Annotated in this window: 15 protein-coding genes; 4 read left to right on the top strand and 11 right to left on the bottom strand. The window is 63.9% G+C overall.

All coding sequences use genetic code 11. The annotated features are described in order from the left end of the window. The first annotated feature begins 58 nt into the window (after positions 1–58). Entirely contained in the window at positions 59–661 is a 603-nt protein-coding gene (locus tag S7S_RS13690) for a YdcF family protein (RefSeq protein WP_035203168.1), read from the top strand. Here the strand turns inward: S7S_RS13690 and S7S_RS13685 are convergent. Then, positions 658–1599: a DUF4351 domain-containing protein gene (locus S7S_RS13685; protein ID WP_008734169.1), complete on the bottom strand. Its 942-nt coding sequence runs from the start codon at positions 1597–1599 to the stop codon at positions 658–660. The two genes, S7S_RS13690 and S7S_RS13685, sit on opposite strands and share 4 nt — an antisense overlap. A gap of 112 nt (positions 1600–1711) precedes the next feature. Then, positions 1712–3223, bottom strand: coding sequence for an apolipoprotein N-acyltransferase (gene lnt / locus S7S_RS13680; RefSeq protein WP_008734171.1), 1512 nt, complete (start codon positions 3221–3223; stop codon positions 1712–1714). 310 nt (positions 3224–3533) lie between these two features. Here lnt and S7S_RS13675 point away from each other — a divergent pair, with 310 nt between their 5' ends. Next, a complete protein-coding gene (locus tag S7S_RS13675; protein WP_008734173.1) occupies positions 3534–4928 on the top strand; it encodes a tetratricopeptide repeat protein in 1395 nt (464 codons plus the stop codon). 28 nt (positions 4929–4956) lie between these two features. On the opposite strand, the gene S7S_RS13670 is transcribed toward S7S_RS13675, so the two are convergent. The 9 genes from S7S_RS13670 to miaB form a co-directional block, all read right to left on the bottom strand. Beyond that, positions 4957–6393, bottom strand: a complete 1437-nt coding sequence (locus S7S_RS13670; protein WP_008734175.1) for a rhomboid family intramembrane serine protease — start codon at positions 6391–6393, stop codon at positions 4957–4959. A 183-nt stretch (positions 6394–6576) separates the two neighbouring features. Continuing rightward, positions 6577–7440, bottom strand: a complete 864-nt coding sequence (locus S7S_RS13665; protein WP_008734177.1) for an HlyC/CorC family transporter — start codon at positions 7438–7440, stop codon at positions 6577–6579. A gap of 2 nt (positions 7441–7442) precedes the next feature. Further along, positions 7443–7979, bottom strand: a complete 537-nt coding sequence (gene ybeY, locus S7S_RS13660; RefSeq protein WP_008734180.1) for an rRNA maturation RNase YbeY — start codon at positions 7977–7979, stop codon at positions 7443–7445. After that, positions 7951–8946: a PhoH family protein gene (locus S7S_RS13655; RefSeq protein WP_008734182.1), complete on the bottom strand. Its 996-nt coding sequence runs from the start codon at positions 8944–8946 to the stop codon at positions 7951–7953. The genes ybeY and S7S_RS13655 overlap by 29 nt, the downstream gene beginning before the upstream one ends. 203 nt (positions 8947–9149) lie before the next feature. Beyond that, a complete protein-coding gene (locus S7S_RS13650; RefSeq protein WP_008734184.1) occupies positions 9150–10244 on the bottom strand; it encodes a sulfate/molybdate ABC transporter ATP-binding protein in 1095 nt (364 codons plus the stop codon). After that, entirely contained in the window at positions 10241–11083 is an 843-nt protein-coding gene (gene cysW / locus S7S_RS13645) for a sulfate ABC transporter permease subunit CysW (protein ID WP_008734186.1), read from the bottom strand. The genes S7S_RS13650 and cysW overlap by 4 nt, the downstream gene beginning before the upstream one ends. A 2-nt stretch (positions 11084–11085) precedes the next feature. Then, positions 11086–11931: a sulfate ABC transporter permease subunit CysT gene (gene cysT / locus S7S_RS13640; RefSeq protein WP_008734188.1), complete on the bottom strand. Its 846-nt coding sequence runs from the start codon at positions 11929–11931 to the stop codon at positions 11086–11088. Further along, a complete protein-coding gene (cysP, locus tag S7S_RS13635) occupies positions 11932–12948 on the bottom strand; it encodes a thiosulfate ABC transporter substrate-binding protein CysP (RefSeq protein ID WP_008734190.1) in 1017 nt (338 codons plus the stop codon). Positions 12949–13047: 99 nt separating this feature from the next. Continuing rightward, positions 13048–14403, bottom strand: coding sequence for a tRNA (N6-isopentenyl adenosine(37)-C2)-methylthiotransferase MiaB (gene miaB / locus S7S_RS13630; RefSeq protein ID WP_008734192.1), 1356 nt, complete (start codon positions 14401–14403; stop codon positions 13048–13050). Between the two features lie 193 nt (positions 14404–14596). Here miaB and S7S_RS13625 point away from each other — a divergent pair, with 193 nt between their 5' ends. Together S7S_RS13625 and S7S_RS13620 are read left to right on the top strand one after the other, a co-directional pair. Further along, complete coding sequence (locus tag S7S_RS13625) at positions 14597–15187, top strand: SCO family protein (protein ID WP_008734194.1); 591 nt, start codon at positions 14597–14599, stop codon at positions 15185–15187. Then, a complete protein-coding gene (locus S7S_RS13620; RefSeq protein ID WP_008734197.1) occupies positions 15165–15599 on the top strand; it encodes a copper chaperone PCu(A)C in 435 nt (144 codons plus the stop codon). Before S7S_RS13625 ends, S7S_RS13620 begins: the two co-directional genes overlap by 23 nt. Positions 15600–15624: the final 25 nt, after the last annotated feature.

Below are 15624 nucleotides of genomic sequence, written 5' to 3'. Positions count from 1 at the left end.
GAAAAACAAGGACCATAGGATACATGAGCATTCAGCAGGCAGACAGCGGTGGCGGCCAATGAGTGGCATGGTGCTGCTGCTGGCCGTGATGATCGGCGCCACCCTGCCCGGGGTGGTGCGACGGATGATGCCGCCGCTGCCGCCCGCAGAGCTGGACGGGGCGCCGCAGGCAGTGGTGGTGCTGGGCGCGGGGCGGCAGCGTCGTGGTGGCGGCTATCAGGTGCCGGCCTCCGGGCTGCGTCGGGCCGGTGCCGGCATGCAACTGGCGCGGGAGCTGGGCCTGCCGCTGCTGATCAGCGGTGGCTGCGCTGACGGGCATGGGCCTTCCGAGGCGGCGCTGATGCTTGAGGCGCTGCGGCATCGCTGGCCGCAGGCCGCTCCTTGGCTGGAGGAGCAGAGCCGCACCACCTGGGAAAATGCCCGCTACAGTGCGGCGCTGCTGCGTGAGCAGGGCGTCCGGCGCATTGTGCTGGTGACGGATCGGGCGCATCTGTGCCGGGCGGTGCTCAGCTTCCAGGCCCAGGGGCTGGAGGTGGCACCGCACGCCGCCAGCGAGACGCCTTCACCAGAATGGATGCCCTCTGCCGGGGCGCTGGCGTTGATTCCCGAGATTTATTACGAGTGGGCTGCGCTGGTGGTGTACCGGCTGCGCTATTTCTAGCCGAAGACTTCGTCGAGGGAGGCGGCGTCCAGGATGCGGTCGGCCCAGTGTTCGAGCTGGCTGCTGCTGGCGCTGGTCAGGCGGGTCTGAACCTCCGTCGGCAATGGTCCGAAACGACGTGTCAGCATCCGGGCCAGCAGGACACTTTCACCCTGCACAATGCCCTGCGCGAGCGCCTCGCGGGCGGCCTCATCAATGGCATGTCGTTCAAACACACTGAGAAATTTCACGGTCGGTCCTCCTTGGTTGGCCACTTCCCTTCGCAGTTGCTGGTTCAGCACGGGCGGCAGGGTCATCAGCCAGTCGATCACCCGGAATAGCTGGATAATACGCTGCCGCTCCCATTGTCTGCCAGCGAGCAGCAGCAACAGGCGCCGCTTGGTGCGATAGCGCTGGCGGTCCTGCCCCCGTGTCCGGCGGGTGTGCAGGTGGGCCAGCGTGACCAGGGCAAACGGGTTCTCGCTGGCCAGTAAGCCGGTTTCCTGTGAGGCATAGTCGAGTAGTTTGGCGATCGGGAAATCCAGCCTCTGATGACACCCCAGCACGCTGCTCTGGTAGTGGGCCGGACGCCAGTGGGGATGGTTGTCGGCCAGGATCGCAAAGCTGGCCACCGGGCGCTGGTAGCGGTCGAAGATGCGGTAGTGATAGCAGTACATGCGCTCGGCGAAGGCATTGTCACGCTGGCTCTGGATCTCGATGTGGATATAGACCCACTGGCTGTCGCCGTTAAGGAGCATCACTTCGGCCAGTTTGTCCACCACCCGTTTGCCACTCTCGGCGTCGGGCATGATCTGTTGCAGTTCCTGATCCAGAAACCGGTGCGGCTGCTGCCAGTCGATGTGCGCTGCGGCGTCGGGAAAGTAGAAGGCCATGAACTCCGGCAGCATCACCTCCACGGCCTCTTTCCAGGGCGAATCGTAATCGTCGTGTGCGTCCATGCACGGCTCCTGTTGCCTGGGGAGCAGTGTGTGGCATTGGCGCAATGGGGTCTGTCAGGAAAAAGCGGCGGGAGCTGTCAGCGATCCCGCCGTTGTGGTGTAGGAAAATGGCTCAGGCTTTGCGACGCACCAGTGCGGTGGCGCACAGCAGCAACGCCAGCCCCCACACCGGCCAGCCGCCCAGCATCATGTAGGGCGTCTGTCCGCTCATGGGCACGAATTCCCCCAGCAGCACGTCGCGGGTGAACTGCGGCAGGCGCGCGGTGACCTGGCCGCGCGGATCAACGATGGCGGTGATGCCGTTGTTGGTGCTGCGCAGCAGCCAGCGGCCGGTTTCGGCGGCGCGCAGGCGCGCCATCTGGAAATGCTGGTGTGGGCCGGCAGAGGTGCCGAACCAGGCATCGTTGCTCACGGTGATCAACACGTTACTGTCGTTGGCGCGCTCGGCTACCAGTTCCGGGTACAGGATTTCATAGCAGATGAAAGGCGAAACCACCATGTACATGGCCAGCAGGTTGGGCTGCTCGGGGTCGCCCTGGGTGAAACTGGACATGGGCAGGTCGAAGAAGGGGATCAGTCCGCGCAGCAGGGATTGCAGTGGCACATACTCGCCAAACGGCACCAGTTTCTGTTTGTGGTAGATACCGTCACCGCCGCTGATCACGGCGATGCTGTTGAAGTAGTGAATATCGAAACCGCGTCGCTCGCGGGTCGGGATGCCGGTGATCAGGGTGCTGTCCCGCGCGGCCAGCAGTTCGCCCTGATCAAGCAGAAATTCAGCGGCGTCATCCAGAAATTCCGTCAGGGCGGATTCCGGCCAGATGACCAGATGTTCCGGCGGAATGCGTGCGGTGAGCTCGGCATAAATATCGCGTGTGGCCTCGCGCATGCTCAATTGCCAGCGCAGATCCTGGGGAATATTGCCCTGCGGGAGCGCGACACGGGTGGGCTCGGCGGCCGGTTCGGTGAATTGCAGCGGGTCGGTGACCAGCCCGGTACCCCAGCCGACCAGCGCCAGCACCCCGGCGGCGATGGCGGTCTTCTGGCGCAACAGGGCCGCACCGAGTGCGGTGCCGGTGAGCACCGTGACCAGCGTCAGCAACCAGATGCCGCCCAGCGGTGCCAGGCCCATCAGTGCGGTCTCGATCATCGGGTAGCCGGCATACAGCCAGGGGAAACCGGTCAGCAGCCAGCCGCGCAGGGCATCGAGGATGACCCAGGCACCCGCAAACAGCAGCGGCGAGAGCGTTGCGTGCCGGGCGAAGCGTACGGTGAGCCAGCCAAGCAGCGCCGGGAACAGCGCCAGAAACGCGGCGAACAGGGCGGTCATCGGCACCGCCAGCCACATTGGCGTGGCGCCGTACTCATGCATGCTCACATGCACCCAGGCAATGCCGAATCCGAACATGCCCAGCCCGTAGAGCCAGCCGCGCAGCAACGCCTGGCGACGGGTGGCGCCGTGCAGGCTCAGCCACAGCAGGGCGATGCTCACCGGCATCAGCGGCCAGAACGCCCAGGGCGCAAACGCCAACGGATACAGCAGGCCGGCCAGCAGGGCAACGGGCGTGGCAAAACGGTTCAGGCGGGATGTTCCGGTGGTGCGCGCGGCGGGCTGGTCTGTCACGGTCGCTCCCTGACGTATGGCGCTGATGCAAATAGTCTGTCAGCCGCTACACTAACAGAGTGTTGAAAAAGCCTCTTCGAGGTTTTTTCAAGCCACCTTTGCGGCGCAGGTCCGCAAAGGTGGGCACGGAAAATCAATCGCTTACCGCGCTTGATTTTGCTGACAGCTTAATCAAGCTGTCAGCACAGGCTGTTTTTCAACAGCCGGTTAATGGCTTGATAACGGTGCCGGTGCAGGGCATCGGCGTATCGTTGGCGCCCACAGAGGTAACAATCACATCCCGGGCGCGCCAACGGCTGGGGGGATCATAATGAAACAGACCTGCAAGTACCATCCGGGTACGGCGGCGCAATGGTATTGCCCGCGTGACGGGATTGCTTTCTGCGATGACTGCGTCGGTGGGGAGGGAGAGCAGGCGCGCAGCCTGCTCAGTAACAAGTCGCTTGAGCCGCTGACACCGGTGCTGGCGCGCACGCCATTCTGGATGATCCTGCCGTTTTTCCTGCGCTATCCGCTGGCGCCGACGGCGGCGCTGGTGCTGCTGCTGGCGGCGTTGCCGTTGGCGCTGCTGAGCGCACATCCGGCTGGCTGGGTGCTGGCGGCGCTGTTGTGGCTGGTGCCGCTGCGTTACGCCGCACAGGCGTTGCTGGCGTTGTCACGCGGTCATTTCGACGCACCGCCATTGACGGCGCTTGCGGGGCCGGAGGGCTGGCCGTTAACCGTCGGTATGGCCGTGATCATGGCGGTGACGGTGGGGACGCTGTTGTTGCTGGCCTGGCAGGTTGATGTGCGGGCGTTCTGGCCGGCGTTGCTGATGGCGCTGTTTCTGCTGCCGTCGGTGTTGCTGTCGCTGTTGCGTGCGGGATCGTTGCCGGCGGCTCTGAAGATCATTCATCAACCCTGGCTGGTACTCGGCGTGCACGGACTGGCGATGACGGCGCTGGTGATGCTGATCGGGGGGCTGGCTGCTGCTGCCGGACTGATGCTGGCAGATCTGTTGCCGTTGTGGCTGGCGGCACCGCTGACGGGCTGGCTCGGCGGTGCGGCGTTTTTTGTGCTGGTGGCCATGCTGGGTTATCTGGCCTGCCAATGGCAGGAAGAACTGGATATGCCGACGCCGGCGCGGTTGCGCCGCGAACGCCGTCGTCGCCATCGGCGTCCGGAAGACGAGCGCCGGCTGGAAGTGCTGTTGCGCGAAGGACGCTACGACAAGGTGAAAGGCATCCTGCGCGCGCGGCTGGACAAGCAGCCACAAGCCCTGGCGTTGCAGGAGCAGTTGATGCAGTTGCTGTTCGCCACGGCGGATCACGATGCAGTGCTGGCGCAGGCGGAAGGCTGGCTGCTGGCCTTGCTGAAACACGACCAGGCATTTCGTGTCGCGGACATCATGCGCCAACTGCGCACGCTGGATGAAAAGTACCGGCCGCAGGACCCTGCCTTGTGTGCGGACATTGCCGGCCTGCTGCGTGAGGCCGGACAACCGCGTCAAGCGCTATGGCTGTTGCAGGATCTGCACCAGCGCGCGCCGGAATGGCCGGGTTTGCCGCAGGCTTATTTATTGCTGGCGAGCATTCTCGCCGCTGACCTGCAATTGCCGGCGAAGGCGGAGCAATTTATCCGTTTTGTGGAAAGCCGTTTCCGGCAGCCGCAGTTCCGCACGCTGGCGCGGGAGTGCCGTGAGACGCTGCAACTGCCGGCAGGATGAAGGGCGGCATCGCAGAGGCCGTGGTGCGTCAATCCGTCACGGCGTCCGCGCGGGCCAGATAATGGCGGGCCTTGTTGTGGTTGCCGCGCCGGGTAAAACCTTCGCCGAGGGCGCGCTGCGCCGCGATCACGGCGTGCGGATGCGCATCTTCAGGTAGTGCATGGAGCAGTGCTTCTGCGTCGTCCAGTGCATCCACACTGGCGAACTGCCGCGCCAGTTGCAGCCGCGTGGCAGTATTCAGCCGCAGTGCATCACCACACAATTGCTGTGCTTCGCGCCACAGTGCGTGTTGCTGGCGGCGCTCGCCATCGTCGACCAGTGGCAGCGTCAGCAGCCGGCTGGCCGTGGCCAGGAAATCCACTTCTTGCGGCCGTAGCTTGCGCACCTGATACAGGCCGCACAGCGCATTGAAATGCGTCGGCGCCAGACGTACCGCAGCAAGGAAATGTTGCTCGGCATCACGAAACTGCATGCTGCCCAGCGCGGCCCAGCCACCGGTGAGATGGTGGCGCAGGCCATCGCGCTCGCCTGGGTCGTCTTCGCTGTCCTGTTCCTCGAACAGTGACATATCCGGCATGCGCGCCAGCTGTACCAGCGCCGCACCGCATAACAGGCCCAGCACTGGCGGCAGCCAGGACTGGCCGAGCATCGGGGCGGTGGCAGGCAGCACCAGCCAGAATGGCAGTAACAGCCAGGCGGGCCATTCCGGTGTCTGGTTGCGGCCTGGCAGCAGGAAGCGCAGCCGCTCGCGTCCGAACAGGCCGAGGTACATGCCGACGGCGGCGGACACCATCACCTGTCCGCCGAGCAGCAACTGGTGATCGGGGCGCAGCAGGATGCCGCTGAGTGCCCCGGCAAGCACGGCGGACAGTGGCCAGAGCATGAGCATGCGGCGCCAGCCAAGCGTACCTTCCAGCGCCCAGGCAAACGGCAGCAGTACCAGCGCGCAGAGCAGCCAGCCGAGCAGGCCGTTGCTGGTGAAATGCACGGTGAGCAGGGTGGCCGGGCGGGTGTCGGCGGGGTTCAGGCCGGCGCGTTGGCGCGGCAGGGTGGCGGCGCGGTGTTCGAACTGATCGCGCAACTGTTGCCAGCGGGTGAGTTCGGCACCGTGCCAGTAGGGGATGTCCTGCCCTGCCACCGTAGCACGGTTGTGAGCGGCAAACGCCGGGTCGAAGGCGAGCTGGCGAAAGTGCCACAGGCTGTGGCGGCCTTGCTCATCGACGGGATCGCGTTCCACGGCCCAGGCCTTGTCGACCTGGCCATGCAAACGCAGCCAGGAAAGGTAGGCGGGTTGTTCGAGGGCGAGCAGGCCGCTGTCGTTGTACCAGGCCTGCAAGGCGCGTTCGTCATCGTCGCGCAGGCCCTGCCAGCCCAGCAGCAGGCCCAGTGTCAGCAACAGGAAACCAAGGCTCAGCCAGGGCAATGTGGACAGCCCGGCAATCGGCCGTTGTGGTAACGGTATCATCGTGTGGTACGTCCCCCGACGTGCGAAGCCCGCCGCGCTGTTTTTGTTTGGGTATGCAATGAAGAGTGCGGTCAGGCGGTTTCCGCAGTGTAGCGAAATCCGATAGAAGGCGGGGGGCGGTGGCTTGTGAAGCGGGTCACAGTTTCAGTAATGACCGCCCGGCACGGGGCCGGGCGGTGCGAGTCAGTTTTCCTGGGTGGCGAGCAGCGGTGTGACGCGCAGCAGGCGGATGGTGCGGGCATCGGCATTGAGCACGGTGAACTGGAAATCACCGATGGTGACCTGTTCGTTGCGCTCCGGCAGGCGGCCGAATTTCTGCATCACCAGCCCGCCGATGGTATCGAACTCTTCGTCACTGAAGGCGCAGCCGAAATGCTCGTTGAAATCCTCGATCGGGATCAGCGCCTTGACGGTGTACTCGTCGTTGTCGAGTTCCTTGATCAGGTAATCGTCGTCCTCGACGTCGGTTTCATCCTCGATCTCGCCGACGATCTGCTCCAGCACATCCTCAATGGTGACCAGGCCGGCGACGCCGCCGTATTCGTTCACCACGATGGCCATGTGGTTGCGGCTGACGCGGAAATCCCGCAGCAGCGAGTCCAGCCGTTTCGATTCGGGAATGATGAACGCCTGGCGGATGTGATCCTTGATGTTGAAGCGCTCCATGCGCGACGGGTCCAGCACCAGCGGCAGCAGGTCCTTGGCCAGCAGCACGCCGATGACCTCGTCCGGGTCGTCGCCGAGTACCGGGAAACGGGAATGGGCGCACTCGATGATCACCGGGAGAAAATCCCGGGGATGGGTGTTGGCGCGGATCGGGATCATTTGTGCACGGGGCACCATGATGTCGCGCACCTGCATGCTCGAGACCTGCAGGGCGCCTTCGATGATGCCCAGGGTGTCGACATCCAGGATGTCACGCTCGCGCAGGGAGCGGATCAGCTCCAGCAGGTCGTCGCGGTTGCCGGGCTCGCCGGAAAAAAACTGCGTGATCCGGTCGAGCCAACTTCGGCCCGGGGTGCCTGAATCGGAATGATCTTCCGGCATGGTTACTCCATTGCTTGCAGGGTGAGACAGTCTGGCGCGGCCGCAGCGGCCGCCGTGAGGTAAGGGTCGGGGAAGCCCAGCGCGATCAGGATGCGGGTTTCCAGTGCTTCCATGTCTGCGGCTTCATCGTCTTCGATGTGATCGAAGCCGAGCAGGTGCAGTACGCCATGTACCACCATGTGCGCCCAGTGTGCCTCCGGCAGCTTGTCCTGCTCGGCGGCTTCGCGGGCGACCACGTCGGCGCAGATGGCGATGTCACCCAGAATCAGGTCCTGATGTTCCACCGGAATGCCTTCCGGCATCTCGAACGGAAACGACAGCACATTGGTGGGTGCATCCTTGCCACGGTAGTCGTGATTCAGCGCGCGGCTTTCTTCCGGGCTGACGATACGCAGTGTGATCTCGCCCATGGCGCCGCCGGCGCCACGGGCTGCCGCAGCCGCCCACTCGCCCAGGCGCTGGTCGTCTATCGCATCAGGCAGGGCGTCGATCTGCTCGCCCAGCTGCACTTCAACTGTCGGAACCGGTATCGCGTTCATAGCGCTCATAGGCGTCGACGATGCGCTGCACCAGCGGGTGGCGCACGACGTCGCGGCTGTCGAAACGGGTGATGCCGATATCGGGTTCATCGGCCAGTACCGTGATGGCGTGGACCAGGCCGGAGCCGATATGGCGCGGCAGGTCCACCTGGGTCATGTCGCCGGTGATGACGGCCTTGGAGCCGAATCCCAGACGAGTCAGGAACATTTTCATCTGTTCCATGGTGGTGTTCTGGCTTTCATCAAGAATGATGAAGCTGTTGTTCAGTGTGCGGCCGCGCATGTAGGCCAGCGGCGCAACTTCGATGACGTCGCGCTCCATCAGTTTGCCGACCTGCTCAAAGCTCAGCATTTCATACAGCGCGTCGTAGAGCGGGCGCAGGTACGGGTCAATCTTTTCCGCCAGGTCACCGGGCAGGAAGCCGAGTTTCTCGCCGGCTTCCACCGCCGGGCGCACCAGCACAATACGCTGTACTTCGCCACGTTCGAGGGCGTCCACCGCGCAGGCCACCGCCAGCCAGGTCTTGCCGGTGCCGGCCGGGCCGATACCGAAGTTGATGTCGTGACGGCGAATGCTGCGGATGTATTCTTTCTGGTGCTCGCCGCGGGGCCGGATGCGCGCGCGTTTGGTGCGGATCACCAGATCGTCGGTGGGGAATTCCACGGTATTGCCGCCCGCAGGCTGGCGCTGGGCACCGGCACCCTGCAGATGCAGGTGGACGACCTCGGGCGTGATGTCCAGGCCTTCGCCGGTTTCGTCATACAGCAGGCTGATGACATTGGAGGCTGTCTGCACGGCACCCATGTCACCCGACAGCGTGAACTCATTGCCCCGGTTGGCGATATCAATGCCCAGGCGGCGCGAGATCTGCTGGATGTTTTCGTCGAGCTTGCCACACAGGTTGGCAAGGCGGCGGGAATCATACGGCTCAAGGTTGAGCTTTCGTGAAGCGACTTGCGTATTCAAAATGGTGTCTGCGGCCCTGTGGGCAGGAAAGATGGGTGCAGGATATACCGAAACTCCAGCCGGCTAAAAGCCCTGCCGGAAGCCTGCTGGCAGGTGAATGTTTACTCGCTCCCCGGGCCTTGGCGGGCGCGGCCCAGGGGGCGTGTGCGGGGGTGTGCGGAGAGCCGTGTGGAGAGCGGTATGGAGAGCCATGTGGGTCAGGCTCAGCCCTGCATGTCCAGGACCGGCCCCAGGCCGCCGTCAGCGGTGATTGATTGCAGGTGACGCGGACGCAGGAACAGCGCCTGCTTGCGCTCCGGTGCCAGGGCCAGGAATTCCTCCCGTGGCAGTTCCACTTCCAGCGCCTCGGCCTGCCAGCCGCGCGGTGACAACTCCAGTTTCACTGTGGCGCCAAACACGCTGAGTTCGTCCACCTGCACCGGCAGGTGGGCATCGGCGGCGGGCGTGTGCGCCAGGGTGGCTTCGTGCGGGCGCAGGTAGAAGGTCAGGTTGCCGTGCGGGCAGCCATTGCCGGGCAGTTGCAGCCAGGCGTCACCGTTTTCCCAGCGGCCGTCCTGATAGCGGCCGGACAACGCATTGATATGGCCAAGAAAATCGAACACAAAGCGGCTGGCGGGTTCTTCATAGACGGTACGCGGTGAACCGATCTGCTCGATATGCCCCTGGCTCATCACCACCACCTGATCGGAGACTTCCATCGCCTCTTCCTGGTCGTGGGTCACGAACACACTGGTAACGGCCATCTGCTCATGCAGGTGGCGCAGCCAGCGGCGCAGTTCCTTGCGCACCTTGGCATCCAGGGCGCCGAACGGCTCGTCCAGCAGCAGCACTGACGGCTTGACGGCCAGGGCGCGGGCCAACGCCACACGCTGGCGCTGGCCACCGGACAACTGCGAAGGGTAACGGCTGGCCAGATGATCCAGTTGCACCATCGTCAGCAGCTCCATGATGCGCGCGCGGCGCGCCTCACGGGACGGGCGCTCGGCGCGCGGCAGCATGCGCAGGCCGAAGCCGACGTTGTCGAACACCGTCATGTGGCGGAACAGGGCGTACTGCTGGAACACGAAGCCGACCCGGCGTTTCTGCACCGGCAGGCCGGTGACGTCCTGGCCGTCGAACAGCACACGGCCCCGGTCGGCCCGTTCCAGCCCGGCGATGATGCGCAGCAAGGTGGTCTTGCCGGAGCCGGAGGGCCCCAGCAGCCCCACCAGGCTGCCGCCGGGAATCTCCAGGGAGATGTCCGTCAGCGCGCTGAAGCTGCCGAAGGACTTGCTGATCTGCTGCAGGGAAATGCTCATGCTGTCTCGATCTGCTGTTGATGCTCGCGCCGTTGCCGCTGCTGGCGCCATTCCATCAGGGTTTTCAGGACCAGGGTGAGCAGCGCCATGGAGGCCAGCAGCGCCGCTGCCGTAAAGGCGCCGACAGTGTTGTAGTCCTGGTGCAGCAACTCTACGTGCAGCGGCAGTGTCAGCGTCTGGCCGCGAATGGCCCCGGACACCACCGACACCGCCCCGAACTCGCCCACCGCACGGGCATTGGTGATCACCACACCGTAAAGCAGCGCCCATTTGATATTCGGCAGCGTGACATAAAAGAACGTCTGCCAGCCGCTGGCGCCGAGCAGCAGGGCGGCTTCTTCCTCGTCGCTGCCCTGGCTTTCCATCAGCGGGATCAGCACGCGGGCCACATACGGGCAGGTCACAAAAATGGTCACCATGACAATGCCGGGCCAGGCGAACATGAGCTGGATGCCGTGATCGTACAGCCAGCCGCCAATGGCACTTTCCAGACCATACACCACCAGATAGCAGAGGCCGGCGACCACCGGCGACATCGCGAACGGAATATCGATCAGCGTCACCAGCAGCTTGCGGCCACGGAAATCATAACGGGTGACACACCAGGCCAGCAGGATGCCGAACAGCAGATTCACCGGCACCGTGATCAGCGCGGCGATCAGCGTCAGGCGGATGGCCTGGCGCATGTCCCGGTCCGCCAGGTTGCTCAGCACCATGTCCCAGCCGGCACCGAATGCCTTGCTGAAAATCAGCACCAGCGGCAGCACCAGCATGGCAAATACCAGGCCGGCGGCAAGCAGCACCAGCAGCCATTGGCGCCAGGTACGGGGCGTGTGCATGCTCAGCCTCCCCGCAGCCGTGTCAGGTACCGGCCCTGCAACAGCTGCACGCCGAACAGCAGCACCAGTGACGCCAGCAACACCACCGAGGCGATGGCGGTGGCGGCCGGGTAGTCGTATTCCTGCAATCGCACAAAGATCATCAGCGAAGTGATTTCGGTTTCAAACGGCAGGTTGCCGGCAATAAAAATCACCGCGCCGAATTCGCCCAGGCTGCGGATAAACGCCAGCGCCGTGCCGGTCAGCAGTGCCGGGCGCAGATGCGGCAGCACCACGTGCCGGAACGCTTGGCCCTGGGTGGCGCCAAGGGTGTGGGCGGCTTCTTCGTATTCCGGGCCCAGATCTTCCAGCACTGGCTGCACGGCGCGTACCACGAACGGCAGGCTGGTGAAGCTCATGGCAATGACGATGCCGGGGAAGGCGTAGGCAATCTTGATGCCGAACCAGTCAAACCCCTGGCCCAGCCAGCCGTTGCTGGCAAACAGTGTGGACAGGGTGATGCCGGCCACGGCGGTGGGCAGCGCAAACGGCAGGTCGACCAGGGAATCCATCAGGCGACGGCCGGGGAAGCGATAGCGCACCAGCACCCAGGCCAGCAGCAGGCCGAGTGCGGCGTTGATCAGCGACGCCCAGAAGGCGGCGGCCAGCGTGATGCGATAGGTCGCCACCACCCGTGGACTGGAAACAATGCTCCAGTACTCCTGCCATCCCAGGTCGCTGGTGTACAGAAACAGCGCCGACAGCGGCAGCAGGATCACCAGGCCGATAAACAGCACGCTCAGCCCGAAGCTGAGCGTGAACCCCGGCAGTACCGGGTGGCGGGTAAAGAACAGCTGTGAAGCGGCCAATCAGCGTCCTCGTGCCTGCAACTGGTCGAGCACGGCATCGCGGCCGAAGTGTTGTTCCTGTGCGGCGTCCCAACTGCCGAACACATCTTCCACGCGCAGCAGTTCCACTTCCGGGAACTGGTCAGCGGTGGCTTTCACTACCTCCGGATCGTGCACACGGTAGCTGAACTCGGCCAGCAGGCGCTGGATCTCGGGGCTGTACAGATAATCGAGATAGGCCTGCGCGAGCTTGCGGGTGCCCTGGGCATCGACCACGCGATCCACCACGGCCACCGGGAACTCGGCCAGGATACTCACCGGCGGCACCACCACGGTGTAGTCACCGTCGCCGTATTCGCGGCGGATGTTGCGCACTTCCGATTCGAAGCTGATCAGCACGTCGCCGATGCCGCGCTCGGCAAAGGTCACGGTGGCGCCACGGCCGCCGGTGTCAAATACCGCCACGTTGCGCAGGAATTTGCTCATGAAGTCGCGGATTTTTGCGTCGTCACCGTCGAACTGCTTGTGCGCAAACAGCCACGCGGCCAGGTAGGTGTAACGGCCGTTGCCGGAAGTCTTCGGGTTCGGGAATACGATGCGCACGTCTTCGCGCACCAGATCGTCCCAGCTGCGGATGTTTTTCGGGTTGCCTTCGCGGACCAGGAAGGCCGTGGTGCTGTAATAGGGCGAGCTGTTGTTCGGCAGTTTCGATTGCCAGTCTTCGGCGACCAGGCCGCGCTTGGCCAGCATGTCGATATCGGTTACCTGGTTGTAGGTGACCACGTCTGCGCGCAGGCCCTGGAGAATGGCCTGTGCCTGGCGCGAGGTGCCGCCGTGGGACTGGTTGATGGTGACGGTTTCGCCGGTTTCCGCTTCCCAGTGTTGCTGGAATTTCGGATTGATCGCCGCGAACAGTTCGCGGGCGATGTCATAGGAACTGTTCAGCAGCGTCTGGTCGGCCCGGGCGGTCACCGTAAACAGCAGGCCGGCACCCGCCACAGCGGCGAGCAGGGTGTTGAGCAGCGTGTGTCTGGGCATGAACAGGTTCCTCCGGTGATGAGGCGGCCACCTTAGCAAGCCGCCCCAGCCGTTAGAAATACTAAAAAGCGATGCTGTTATGCTTTTTGGTGATAAATCTCAGAGCGTGACGACGTGGGTGTCATCCAGTACCGCGTCGGTGCCGAGCAGTGAGTTGGCATAGGCTTCGGCAATGGTGACGGTGGCGAAATGGCCGATCAGGTCGAGGTCGTCGCTGCGGAAATTGACGATGCGGTTGTTCTCGGTGCGGCCCTTGAGCTGGCCGGGGTCTTTCTTCGAGAAGCCGTCCACCAGAATGCGCTGGCGGGTGCCGACCATGGCGCGGCTGATCTCCGCTGCCTGCTGGATGATGCGTTGTTGCAGGATGGCCAGCCGCTGTTTCTTCACTTCCATCGGCACGTCGTCCGGCAGGTCGGCGGCCGGGGTGCCGGGGCGGGCGCTGTAGATAAAGCTGAAGCTGGCATCGACGTTCATGTCGTGGATCAGGTTCATGGTGGCTTCGAAATCGGCGTCGGTCTCGCCCGGGAAGCCGATGATGAAGTCTGATGACAATGACAGGTCGGGGCGGATTCTGCGCAGGCGGCGGATCTTTGACTTGTACTCCAGCGCAGTGTGGTTGCGCTTCATCATCGCCAGGATGCGGTCTGAACCGGATTGCACGGGCAGGTGCAGGTGGCTGACCAGTTCCGGCACCTCCGCGTACACATCGATCAGGCTGTCGGAGAATTCCACCGGGTGGCTGGTGGTGAAGCGGATGCGGTCGATGCCGTCGATGTCGCGCACCAGCAGGATCAGGTCGGCCAGGTCCAGCGTCTCGCCATGCCGGCCGGCGCCCCGGTAGGCGTTCACGTTCTGGCCCAGCAGGTTGACCTCGCGCACGCCCTGTTCGGCCAGGTGGCGTATTTCCGCCAGCACCGGCGCCACCGGGCGGCTGACTTCCTCGCCACGGGTGTAGGGTACGACGCAGAAGGTGCAGTATTTGGAGCAGCCTTCCATGATCGAGACAAAGGCGGTGGGGCCGTCCACGGACGGCTCCGGCAGATTGTCGAACTTCTCGATCTCCGGGAAGCTCACGTCCATGGCCAGGCCACGGGTGCTGCTGGCCTGCTGGATCAGGGCGGGCAGGCGGTGCAGGGTCTGCGGGCCGAAGATCACGTCCACATACGGTGCCCGGTCACGGATGGCGTCGCCTTCCTGGCTGGCCACACAGCCGCCGACGCCGATGATCAGGTCCGGTTTCCGCTGTTTGAGCTGCTTCCAGCGGCCGAGCTGGTGGAACACCTTCTCCTGTGCCTTCTCGCGGATCGAGCAGGTGTTCAGCAGCAGCACGTCCGCCTCGTCCGGGTTGTCCGTCGGCGTGAGGCCGTGCGTGCCCTCGAGCAAGTCAGCCATGCGCGACGAGTCATACTCGTTCATCTGGCAGCCGTGAGTCTGGATAAACAGCTTGCGGGACATGGAACTGGGTACACCGGAGTGGCTCAAAAGGGCGCCGATTATACCCCCTGCGCAGGCCGGGATGCCACGTATGGCCCGGTCAGCATGCGCCCCGGTGCGGCAAAATGCCTCGCCCTGTGGCTGGCATCCGCGAAGTACGCTGAGTATGGTAGCGCCCACCCATCCCGAAGTTGCCTGAGCGGAGGTTCTCCCCATGAAGAAGCTGGTACTGATGACGGTCGCTGTGGTGTGCGCGCTGGCGGTGGCGGTCCTCTGGCAGACCTCCCGTGACTCCGCCGGCAAACCCCTGCCGGTGAATACCCGCATGGGCGGCCAGTTCGAGATGACCGACCAGAACGGCCAGCCGTTCAACAGCGATGCCCTGAAGGGCAAGGTGGTGCTGCTGTTCTTCGGCTTCACCCATTGCCCTGATATCTGCCCGGCAACCATGGCGCGCATGGCGCAGCTCTACAAAGACCTGGAACAGACCGGCGAGGCCAGTGACGTGCAGGTGGTGTTCATCACCTTCGACCCGGAACGCGACACCGCCGAATACCTGAAAAAATACCTGGCCTGGTTCCACCCGGACTTTATTGGCCTGACCGGCACCCCCGAACAGGTGAAGAAAGTGGCCGCGCAATACAGCGTGGTGTACCTGGCCGTGGGTGAGGACAGCGAGGGCGGTACCGAATTTGCGCACAGCGATTTTGTTTACCTGATCGACCGGGAGGGCAAAGTGCGCAAGCTCTATCCCGTCGACGCCGAGCTGGAGGAAATCAAGCATGACCTGCGGACGTTGCTTTAAATCGTTGCTGCTGGCGGCCGTTACACTGCCGGTGCTGGCCAGCGCCGCCGATCTGCACATCGAGAACGGCTGGATTCGTGCCGTGCCGCCGGTGAGCACGACCACGGCCGGCTACTTCACATTGCACAACGCTTCGGATCAGGACCGGGTGATGACCGGCCTGACCACTGATATCGCCGGCGCGGGCGAAATGCACACCATGGCACCCCAGGAAGACGGCACTCGCCGCATGCGGCGCCTGCCGGAAGTGCCGGTGCCCGCTGGCGAGACAGTGGTGTTCGAGCCGGGTGCGAAACATTTGATGCTGTTCCGTTTGCAACGGCCATTGGTGGAAGGCGAAAAAATTCCGGTTTGCCTGACGTTCAGTGAAGGCGAGCCGGTATGTGCGGAGTTTGAAGTGGTGAAGCCTTAGGCGGGCAGCGCCATAGAGATAAGAA

Origin of the sequence: Isoalcanivorax pacificus W11-5 (assembly GCF_000299335.2) — a bacterium.
In the GTDB taxonomy this organism is placed as follows: Bacteria; Pseudomonadota; Gammaproteobacteria; order Pseudomonadales; family Alcanivoracaceae; genus Isoalcanivorax; species Isoalcanivorax pacificus.
Note: the sequence above shows the minus strand (reverse complement) of the source record. Positions and strands in the feature narration are given on the sequence as shown.